This is a genomic window from Spirulina sp. 06S082, from assembly GCF_034932145.1.
Lineage (GTDB): Bacteria > Cyanobacteriota > Cyanobacteriia > Cyanobacteriales > Spirulinaceae > CCY15215.
In genome coordinates this window covers 1-4,384 of record NZ_JAYGHV010000225.1, presented here as the reverse complement: position 1 = coordinate 4,384, position 4,384 = coordinate 1, and the positions used below count along the sequence as shown (strand labels likewise).

The following is a 4,384-nucleotide window of genomic DNA, read 5'->3' as shown; positions in this document are numbered from 1 at the left end:
CGTGCAGCAGTTGACCTGTACCGGGATGCCAAATTCTCATAGTGCGATCGCTACTCCCGCTAACCAGTAAATTGCCTTCTGTATTAATTGCAAGAGCGTTAATAGCATCGGTATGACCTGTTAATTCTCGTAGTAATATTCCTTGCTGTAAATCCCAGATTTTGATAGTTTTATCTTCACTCCCGCTAAACAAAATTTTACCGCTTGGACTCATCGCTAAAGCATTAATTTCTCCAGTATGACCCTGTAAGATTTGTTTAGTTTGATAACTTTTCATCTCCCAAATTCTAATCGTGCGATCGCTACTTCCACTCACCAATAACTTACCATCAGAATTAAACACAAGACTGCGAATTTCTTGGGAATGTCCTGGTAATGTTTGCTCTAATGTTCTTGTTTCTACATTCCAGATTTTAATTGTTTTATCGGCGCTACCACTGGCTAAAAATTGGCCATTTTTTGTTATAGCTAGAGTTTTAATCCAACCCGTATGTGCTTCGATTTTAGCGATTTCTTCCTTTAAATTCCAGAAGCAAATTTGATAATCCCAACTCCCACTAATTATTAAATTTGTTTGCGGATGAAAGACAATTTCCTCAATGGTGCTATAATGTCCCCTAAGCGTTGTAAGGTGGGCTATTCCCTTCTCTATATCCCAAAGCCGGATAGTGCGATCGGCTCCTCCACTGGCTAATTGCCTCCCATTCGGGTGAAAAGCAAGGGCGTGAATCGAGCTAGAATGCCCTTCTAAGGTGCGAAAAACGTGCCAAGTGGGTTGTAAGGTCTTGAGGGAAGCAAAGGCGGTTTTTTTGCCAATTTGGGTCGGCGATCGCGTTTGCACTAAGGTCGGAATAAGAGTCTGTCCTGGGTGAAGATCTTGATAAATTTCCTGTGCCGATTGATAGCGATCGCCGACTGCCTCGCAAAGCATTTTATTAATAACTTTTCTTAAGATAGGGTTGACAGGATTAACTAAATAGTCTTCCCAAAGCCAGATTCCCTCGGCATGACTGAAGAGATCGAAAGGATGAAAACCCGTGAGTAGATGAATGCAAATAACACCCAAACTGTACAGATCGCTGGCATAAACGGCTTTTCCCCGCAATTGTTCTGGGGACACATAAGCAGCAGAACCGACCACAGTTCCAGTTTTGGCAAGGGCGGTTTTTGCTGTTACTTTGGAGGTGCTAAAATCTACGAGAAATAATATTCCTTCGGCAGTACGAATGAAGTTTTGAGGATTAATATCTCGGTGAATAATATGACAATCGCAGACAAATTGGAGAATCGGTAAGACTTCTTCAATGAGATTTTGAATCGTTGTTTCGTCGTAAATTTCTTCCTCAATACTTTTACCTGCAATGAATTCTTGCACAAGAGTCGGAGAGAAATTATGAATATTAGGATCGCTTTCAATATAAGCGAGAAGTTGGGGAATATTGGGATGGAGTCCTAATGTTTGTAATTTTTGCGCTTCATTGCGAAAGTTAGCGAGACTTTCTTCTGGAGTTTCTTTGTTATGTTGAATTGCAATTTGTTTAATAATACAATGGGTTTTCTGAGGTTGGGTTTCATCAACCCCTAAAAAAGTGCGTCCCACTCCTCCTTTAACCATGAGAGTACGATAGCGATCGCCCAAGAGAAGTTTTGAGCCACAACTGAGACAAAAGCGGCTGTTTTCAGGGTTTTGCGGTTTGCTACATTGTGGGTTTAAACAGTAGGTCATCGATCGCTTTTCTCTTAACAAAGAGTATTTCTTCTCATCTATTCAAAAACAAATTTACATTTCTGAGATGCACACCTGTAGGGACGTTGCAGACAACGTCCCTACAGGATTTCAGGCAATTATTTATTGCGGGGGAAGGGGTACACCTTGCTGTTGTAACATTTGTCGCGCATCTCGACCTGGTGTATAAGTATAGCCATAGTTCGAGGTTTGCGAATCATTGAGAATGCGCGGTGAAACTAGAACAATTACCTCTGCCCTTTGATTTTCACGAATGGTGCGCCGGAAGAGGGCACCAATGATGGGAATATCTCCGAGAAGGGGAATTTTTTGGATCTGTAGTCGATCTTGATCCTGAATAATACCGCTCAAAATTAAAGTTTGACCATCTCGGATGCGGACTTGCCCAGACTGAAGAGTGCGAGAATTGAGCAAAGCAATTTGTTGACTGTCATCTCCTGCGGCAACGGTAGCATTTTGTCCGATAGTGCTTACAGTTGGATTGACAGCCATCAAAATAAAACCATTGTCATCAATACGACTCACAACAACTTCAAGCGTTAATCCTACTTCGGCTTTTTCAACGTTGACTGTTGTTGTCACCGTGTTTCCTGTTGCTTCTCGTGTTGTTTCTACGTTAGAAATGACTTCCTGGGTTAAATTAACTGAAGCCTCTTGACCTTCTTGGACGATGAGAGTTGGGTCTGTGAGAATTTTGGCATTGTTGTTTTGGATGGAGAATTGTAATTGGGCGAGGAAGGCATTAACAACATCGAAAGTGCCGCTATTGATAGGAGGGCGAAAAGGGATACCTGCTTGTGTTGTTCCTACTGCTTCAAAGGTAGTAACCGGATCCGAAGGTCCTGTTTCCCCACGATCGATTTGGAAATCTACTCCTGCTGCTGCCCCCGTCCCATCTTGTAGCAGGGGAAGATTGGAGGAATCGGTTCCAAAGTTAATAATGCCAATACCATTAGAGTTAACAATTCCCGTATCGTTAATACCCCAAGAAAAGCTCGAACCAAAACGACCAATATTATTTAAGTTAACATCAACAACTTTGACATTTACAGCAACTTGACGCAAACGAGCATCCAGTTGAGTAATATAAGAACCTGCCATTGCAACAAGGTTGGGTTCACCAATTATCGTAATTGCGTTTAGGCGTTCATCAACAGCAATAGCCAATCCTCTTAACGGTAAGACTCCACTTGTATTAGCTTCTGGTCGCAGACCAAGAATACTTGGTCTTTCAGTTTCAATGAATCGCTGATTCACACCTTCTCCGATAGTTTGGATTTGTGTATCTGTACCAGCAACTTGTGTTTCTGCTCCCAAACTACTTAAAAAGGATGAAGCCGCACCAGCACCCACTTGATTTAGCCGGAAGGTACGGCTAATGACATTACGGGCGCTTTCGGGGAGTCGCACGCCGACAAAAATCGTTCGTCCTTTGCGAGTTGCCCGCAATCCTGTTGCTTGAATGACGTAGTTGAAAACATCCTGCACGGGTTCGTCTTGTAAGTCCAGAGAAATTGTTGGACCCCCATCTAAAGCGGTTGGGGCTTCTAGCAGGTTTCCCGCAAAGTTTTCAGTGAAGACTAAATTTAGATCCGCCGATCGCGCCAACAAACCCAACACTTCTCGCGCAGGGGCTTCCTGCAAAACAATTCTAGGCACTCGCGCCGAAGTTCCCAAATCGAGAATTTCTGGAGAGATATTCACATTAGCCACCGCCATTGGACCTAGTGAAGGCGGTACGGGTTGAGGTAATAAAGGGGGAACCGGAACAATGGGTTGAGTGGGTTGGGCGAGGGGTGCCGGGTTGCCTTCAAGGGTAATTTGCGGGTTGGGGGCGATCGCATCCGATCGCTGTGCTAGTTCGGTAAAAACGCTAGGGTCAAAAGGAGGAAGCTCGGGTTCTGGAGCAGGTTGGGCAATGGGGGGAGCGCTTGCCGTTGCTGTTGGGTCGGGAGTAACCGGAGATTGTTGCGGGAATTGCTGCTCTAAGGGCAATTGCAGGGGTAAATCCTGGCTTGATGGGTTGGGATTGGAAACCGGGTCATTTTGCCTCTGTAAGCTCAAACGCTCGGTATTTCCAGGGGCAAAAGCAAAGACGATCGCCCCCGCTTCTCGTTGTAAAACTTGTCCTTGAGGCTGGCGATCGCTTCCCGTCACTCTAACCACAACACTCTCGGAAGTTTCCTGCCACATTTCAATCAATGCAATACCCGCCACCGGATTAACCTGACTAAAAAGATTACCAGCAGGAAGAGACAACTGACTGTTTAAAATTGCCGCTTCCAAACGATTCCCCGCTTTAGGAACCTGAATCACTTGAGGAACATCGCTACTCCCCGCCGTTTCCAGAATCAATTGCACCCCCGACTCCGTAGGCTGTAACTGTACCCCGGTAATCTGAATATCCGCCGCCCGCGCGGTTTGGGAGGCAACCAAGACGATCGCCGCAGCCCCAGTTAAAATACCAACCGACTTTTGATAAACTCTCACGATTTACTCCTCGACCAATTTGAACTGTAGTGAAAACCAGCAAAGAATCCAACCAAATTTGATTTTCCCTTGCTAATAACTTATCTCAATTTTGCCTTTTACCCAGAAATATAGTGCTAAATTCCCTGATCCCTACCCTTTTCTATG

At 44.6% G+C, this 4,384-nt stretch carries 2 protein-coding genes; both read right to left on the bottom strand.

Translation table 11 applies throughout. The annotated features are described in order from the left end of the window. Window positions 1-1,726, bottom strand: a 1,726-nt coding sequence (locus VB714_RS14760; protein WP_323225375.1) for a serine/threonine-protein kinase, incomplete at its 3' end; no start/stop codon positions are given. A gap of 123 nt (window positions 1,727-1,849) precedes the next feature. Then, window positions 1,850-4,237: a secretin N-terminal domain-containing protein gene (locus tag VB714_RS14755; RefSeq protein WP_323225374.1), complete on the bottom strand. Its 2,388-nt coding sequence runs from the start codon at window positions 4,235-4,237 to the stop codon at window positions 1,850-1,852. Window positions 4,238-4,384 lie beyond the last annotated feature (147 nt).